This is a genomic window from Campylobacter sp. 2018MI01, assembly GCF_018501205.1.
Lineage (GTDB): Bacteria > Campylobacterota > Campylobacteria > Campylobacterales > Campylobacteraceae > Campylobacter_E.
In genome coordinates this window covers 1-5994 of the sequence record NZ_JAHCZE010000073.1, presented here as the reverse complement: position 1 = coordinate 5994, position 5994 = coordinate 1, and the positions used below count along the sequence as shown (strand labels likewise).

Sequence of the window (5994 nt, the reverse complement as noted above, 5' to 3'; positions counted from 1 at the left end):
TAATTTTAATTTTATTATAAGTTTTTTTGTTTCACGTGAAACATTAAAATAATCTAATGATAAAAAGTTTCACGTGAAACATTATTTTTTCTTTTCATTGATTATGATAAAAATCATTCCAATAATTCCACCAATACAAACAACACCCATAAATAAGTATTGAAATATATCTAATCCATTCATTTAATTGCTCCTAAAAATTCATTTTCTATATCATCATTATAAAAATCATAATCTTGATTTTTATAAGTAAATTTTAATCTTGCAGAATGAAGACAAAGCCTACTTGCACCACAAAGTTCTTTTATATTTGATATTTTCTTATCTAAAATATCTCTTGCTTGTTTGTTAGTAAGTCCATACAAATTATCCCCTGCGATTTTATTTCCTACATAATGCAAATGCACTCTTAATTGATGTTGTCTTCCTGTTAGTGGAATTGCTTTTAAAAGTGTATATTTAGGATAATTTTTGATAACTATAAATTCAGATTGTGAAATCTTGCCATCTACACAAACTTGCATTTTATTTTTTAAATCATCATCATTTTTAAGTCTTGCACTAACACAAAAATCATTTTTAATATTACCACATACTAATGCTAAATATTCTTTGTGTATTTTTTGTTTTGCAAAAAGTTCTTTTAATTCTTTATTGGCAGTTTTTGTTTTAGCTACCATTATAAGACCACTTGTAGCAGCGTCAAGTCTATGAGCTACACTTGCATTTTCTCCATATTTTTGCCAAATTTCATCATTTAAAGAATACTCACAATTTCTTCCATTAGGATGTGATAAAACTCCACTTGGTTTATTAAAAATTGCAAAATATTCATTTTCAAAAATTGGTTTTAAATTATTACTAACGCATTCATAAATTAGTAAATAATATTCTCCACAAATAATAGAATTCTTTTTACATATTTCAATATCAGTTAAATTTATTTCTTCTATATTTAAAGTATTTTCTAGCTTTTTACTAACATTATTTTTAAAAATAATAACACGATTTTTATCACAAAATCTTTGTGCTTTTTTTAAATCGTAGTTTAAATTTTGCATAACTAATTGATAAGCTTTTTTATTTTCTGTAGTAAAAAATTTTTTATATAAATATCCCACTCTTTTTAACCTTTATTATATATCTACTTATTATAAGACATTCTTTTTTAAAATTCACAAAGGAAAAATAATCAATCATGAAGGTAGTAAAAAGAACAGGTAGAGTAGAAGAATTAGACATATCTAAAATTAAAAAATATACAACTTTAGCAACTGAAGGGCTTGATAATGTAAGCCAAAGTGAGCTAGAAGTTGATGCTAAAATACAATTTAGAGATATGATAACTTCTGAAGAAATACAAAACACTTTAATAAAAACAGCAGTTGATAAAATAGATATAGATAGACCTAATTGGACTTTTGTAGCTGCGAGATTATTTTTATATGATTTATATCACAAAGTTAATCCACAAAAAGAATATGTGCATTTAAGAGAATATTTTGAGCGTGGAGAAAAAGCAGGAAGATTATTTTTAGGTCTTAAAGAAAAATATGACTTAGATGATTTAAATTCTTATATCAAACCTGAAAGAGATTTACAATTTACTTACTTAGGTATTAAAACCCTTTATGATAGATATTTAATTAAAGATAGTAAAGGTAATCCTATTGAATTACCACAACATATGTTTATGGCAATAGCTATGTTTTTAGCTCAAAACGAATTAAATAGGCAAGAATGGGCTAAGAAATTTTATGATTTAATAAGCAAATTTGAAGTTATGTGTGCAACTCCAACTTTAAGTAACGCAAGAACAACAAGACACCAATTAAGTTCGTGTTATATCGGCTCAACCCCTGATAATATAGAAGGTATTTTTGATTCTTATAAAGAAATGGCTTTATTATCTAAATTTGGTGGTGGAATAGGCTGGGATTGGAGTAAGGTTCGTGCTATGGGTGGTAGTATAGACGGACATAAAAATGCAGCTGGTGGAATTATTCCATTTTTAAAAATCACAAATGACATTGCCGTAGCGGTTGATCAATTAGGCACAAGAAAAGGTGCGATATCTGTTTATATTGAGCCTTGGCATATGGATGTTTGTGATTTTATTGACCTTAGAAAAAATAGCGGAGAAGAAAGAAGAAGAGCTCACGAATTATTCCCTGCTTTATGGATAAATGATTTATTTATGAAAAGAATTGCTGAAAATGGAAAATGGACTTTATTTGACCCATTTGATACTCCACAACTTTGTGATTTATACGGAAAAGAATTTGAATTAGAATATGAAAGACTTGAAAAAGATGAAAATATAGTAAAAGAAGTAATGGATGCAAAAGAGCTTTGGAAAAAGATTTTAACAAATTATTTTGAAAGTGGAATGCCGTTTTTATGCTTTAAAGATAATGCTAATAAAGCTAATCCAAATTCTCATTCAGGTCTTATTAGAAGTTCTAATTTATGCACAGAAATTTTTCAAAATACAGACCCAAATCATTATAAAATAAAAGCTACTTTTGAAGATGGTAGTATAAAGATTTATGAAGAAAATGATATTTTAACTCTTGATAATTCACAAGTAAAAACTGCAAAAAAATTAAGTAGCCTTGATACTTTAAATGGTAAAAAAGTTTATATAGTAGAAAAAGAATATGATGAAGGAAGAACCGCAGTTTGTAATCTAGCTAGTATAAATTTAAGTAAAATTAATAGTATAGAAGATATTAAAAGAGTAGTTCCAATAGCAATTAGAATGCTTGATAATGTAATTGAACTTAATTTTTATCCACACGCAAAAGTAAAAAACACTAACCTTAAATCTCGTGCAATAGGTTTAGGTGTTATGGGTGAAGCACAAATGTTAGCAGAAAAAGGAATAATGTTTGGGACTAACGACCACTTTGAATTAATTGATAAAATTATGGAAAATATATCTTATGAAGCTATAAGTGCAAGTAGTGATTTAGCAGTTGAAAAAGGTGTATATCCTGAATATGAAGGAAGTAATTGGAGTAAGGGAATTTTCCCTATTGATGTCGCTAACGATAATGCAAAAATGCTAACACTAGGAGATAATTTATTTAATCAATCAAATTGTGATTGGAATAATTTAAGAAAGAAAGTTAGCAAACAAGGTATGAGAAATGGCTATTTAATGGCAATAGCTCCAACTTCTAGTATATCAATTCTAGTTGGAACTACTCAAACAATTGAACCTGTGTATAAAAGAAAATGGTTTGAACAAAACTTAAGTGGAATGATACCTAATGTCGTACCAAATCTAAGTCTTGATACCTGGCAATATTATGTTACAGCTTATGAGCTTGACCAAAGAGATTTAGTTCGTGCTGCTGCAATTCGCCAAAAATGGATAGACCAAGGACAAAGCTTAAATATATTTGTTAGTCTTGACAAAGCAAGTGGTGGGTATTTAAATAGTATTTATACATTAGCTCACTCACTAGGACTTAAATCTTGTTATTATCTAAGAAGTGAAAGTCCAGCAAGCGAACATCTAGATAATAAACCTGTCGATAGAAGCATTGAATGCGAAGGTTGTCAATGAAAATAAGTGTTTGCATTATCGCTAAAAATGAAGAAAAAAATTTAAAGCGTTGTTTAAATGCTTTAGCAGATTTTGATGAAATTGTGTTAGTAGATAATGAAAGCACTGATAACAGCGTTGGTATTGCAAAAGAATTTAAAAATGTAAAAGTTTTTAGCTCACCTTTTATAGGATTTGGCAAATTAAAACAATTTGCTGTAAATTTAGCTAGTAATGACTGGGTCTTTTGTATTGATGCTGATGAAGTAATAGATTTTAATAGTTTAGAGCTTTTAAAAAATCTTGATTTTAGCGATATTACAAAAATCTATGCAATAAATAGAAAAAATTATTATAAAAACGAATGGATAAAAACTTGTGGGTTTTATCCTGATTATATAGTTAGGATTTTTAATAAAACTCATACTAATTATGATGATGCTAATGTTCATGAAAATATTATCATTAAAAATAATTCACAATTAATAAAAACTAATATCCATCTTCACCATTTTGCTTTCAATTCAATTTATGATTTAATAACAAAATTACAAAGATATACAGAAATTTATGCACAAAATAATAAAAATAAAAAAACTAGTACTTTTAAAGCTATAAGCCACGGATTTTTTACATTTTTTAAATTCTATTTTTTAAAATTAGGAATAAAAGATGGTTTTAATGGATTTATAATAAGTTTATGCAATGCTTTAGGTTCTTTTTTTAAATATGCAAAATTAAAAGATGCAAAAATTCCAACTTGTTCTTTAATAATCACAACTTACAACGATAAAGTAGCACTAACAAGATGCCTTGAATATGTCTTTAAAATGACTACATTACCAGATGAAATAATTATAGCTGATGATGGTGGAGATAACTGGGATATAATTGAAAAGTTTAGTAAATATCCTGTTATATTAAAACATGCGTATCAAGAAGATTTAGGATTTAGATTAGCAAGATCTCGTAATAATGCTATAAAAATAGCAAGTGGAGATTTTTTGGTTATTATTGATTCAGATATGCTTGTAGATAATGATTTTATAAAAAATTATAAAAATAATGCTGAAAAAGGGGTATTTTTACAAGGTAGTAGAATTTGTTTAAAGGAAAATATTTCAAAAGATATTAGAGAAGATAATATGGAATTAAATATAAGAACATTTAAAGCAAACAAAATTAATGTTCTATCAAAAATAATTAAGTACTTCTCAAAAATTGATAAAAGTATTTGTAAAAAATTAAAATCAATAGCACAAAAAACACCGAATGATAAAAAAATATACATAAAAGGTATTCGTGGTTGCAATATGGGTTTTTACAAAGAAGATGCTATTTCAATTAATGGATTTAATAATGATTTTGAAGGCTGGGGAAGAGAAGATAGTGAATTTGTAATAAGGTTCTTAAATAAGGGCTATAAATTAAAAAGACTAAAACATCAAGCAATAGCATATCATATATATCATAAAGAAAATGAAAGAAATTTAGAACAGAACCATAAAATTTATTTAAATACTTTATTAAATGATAAAAGTTATTGTGAAAACGGGTTAGAACAAATTTAGATTATTATAAAATATGTTCCACGTGAAACAAAATTAATTAAAATTTTTAAGTGTTATTAACTTAGGATAAAATACTATTTTTATTTAAGGAGTATAAAATGAAAAAAGTATTAATTTCAAGTATTTTGGCACTTAGTTTAAATTCTGCTGGGTTTTTAATGATAGATAAAGATAAAACTGCATATTTTACAATTAACGACCATAAAGATAAAGTTGAGTTTGTTAGCGGTATGAATATAATGCAAGATAATGTATGTTTTGCATGTAATGATACGATAACAAATAATATAGATTATGAGGCTTCAAAATCAATTGGGGTTAAATATGATAGTATTAGTATCGGCACAAGCGATGATAATTTTAAGATTAGATATTTATCTGGAAATAATAAAGAAGAACTTAATTTAAATGAATTTTTTGCTCAAAGCTTAACTCATTTTGGAACTTTAGAAATATTAGAAGATGTAATATTTGCTAAGAATGATTTAACGAGTATAAGTTTTAGTTTAGTAGAAGACAATAAAGGTGCCCATCCTTTACATTTTAAAAAATATGCAATTTTAGATAAAACAGGTAAAATTATTTCATCAAACGAAGCTTTTAAAGATACAGATAAGTTAAAAGAAAAAATCACTAAAAAAATAAGAGATTTTCAAAATACAACTAAACATCCAGAAAAAGATAATAAATTTTTTAGTCCTTTAGAATTAAATAATTTTTATTTTGATAATTTAGGAATAGTATTTTCATATAGTCCTTATGAATTATTTTCATACGCTAGTGGATATATAAAAGTTCGTTTAACATATAAAGAAATAGAACCATTTTTAAAAGAAGAATTTAAAAAATTATTAAAAGATAATAAAGTAT

Annotated in this window: 4 protein-coding genes; 3 read left to right on the top strand and 1 reads right to left on the bottom strand. The window is 25.9% G+C overall.

Annotated elements, in window-relative coordinates; all coding sequences use genetic code 11:
• Positions 1-179 precede the first annotated feature (179 nt).
• Complete coding sequence (locus KJQ97_RS08510; protein WP_214120570.1) at positions 180-1061, bottom strand: RluA family pseudouridine synthase; 882 nt, start codon at positions 1059-1061, stop codon at positions 180-182.
• Between the two features lie 137 nt (positions 1062-1198).
• Here KJQ97_RS08510 and KJQ97_RS08505 point away from each other — a divergent pair, with 137 nt between their 5' ends.
• The 3 genes from KJQ97_RS08505 to KJQ97_RS08495 form a co-directional block, all read left to right on the top strand.
• A complete protein-coding gene (locus KJQ97_RS08505) occupies positions 1199-3574 on the top strand; it encodes a ribonucleoside-diphosphate reductase subunit alpha (protein WP_214120568.1) in 2376 nt (791 codons plus the stop codon).
• Positions 3571-5124, top strand: a complete 1554-nt coding sequence (locus KJQ97_RS08500) for a glycosyltransferase family 2 protein (protein WP_502756488.1) — start codon at positions 3571-3573, stop codon at positions 5122-5124. The genes KJQ97_RS08505 and KJQ97_RS08500 overlap by 4 nt, the downstream gene beginning before the upstream one ends.
• 98 nt (positions 5125-5222) lie before the next feature.
• Positions 5223-5994 (top strand): RsiV family protein (locus KJQ97_RS08495; RefSeq protein ID WP_214120567.1); only part of this gene is annotated, 772 nt, incomplete at its 3' end.

What these genes read in the sequence shown, in the direction of transcription:
- KJQ97_RS08510 (WP_214120570.1), bottom strand. Translation starts at nt 1,061, where the DNA reads ATGCAAAATTTAAACTACGATTTAAAAAAAGCACAAAGATTTTGTGAT.
- KJQ97_RS08505 (WP_214120568.1), top strand. Translation starts at nt 1,199, where the DNA reads ATGAAGGTAGTAAAAAGAACAGGTAGAGTAGAAGAATTAGACATATCT.
- KJQ97_RS08500 (WP_502756488.1), top strand. Translation starts at nt 3,571, where the DNA reads ATGAAAATAAGTGTTTGCATTATCGCTAAAAATGAAGAAAAAAATTTA.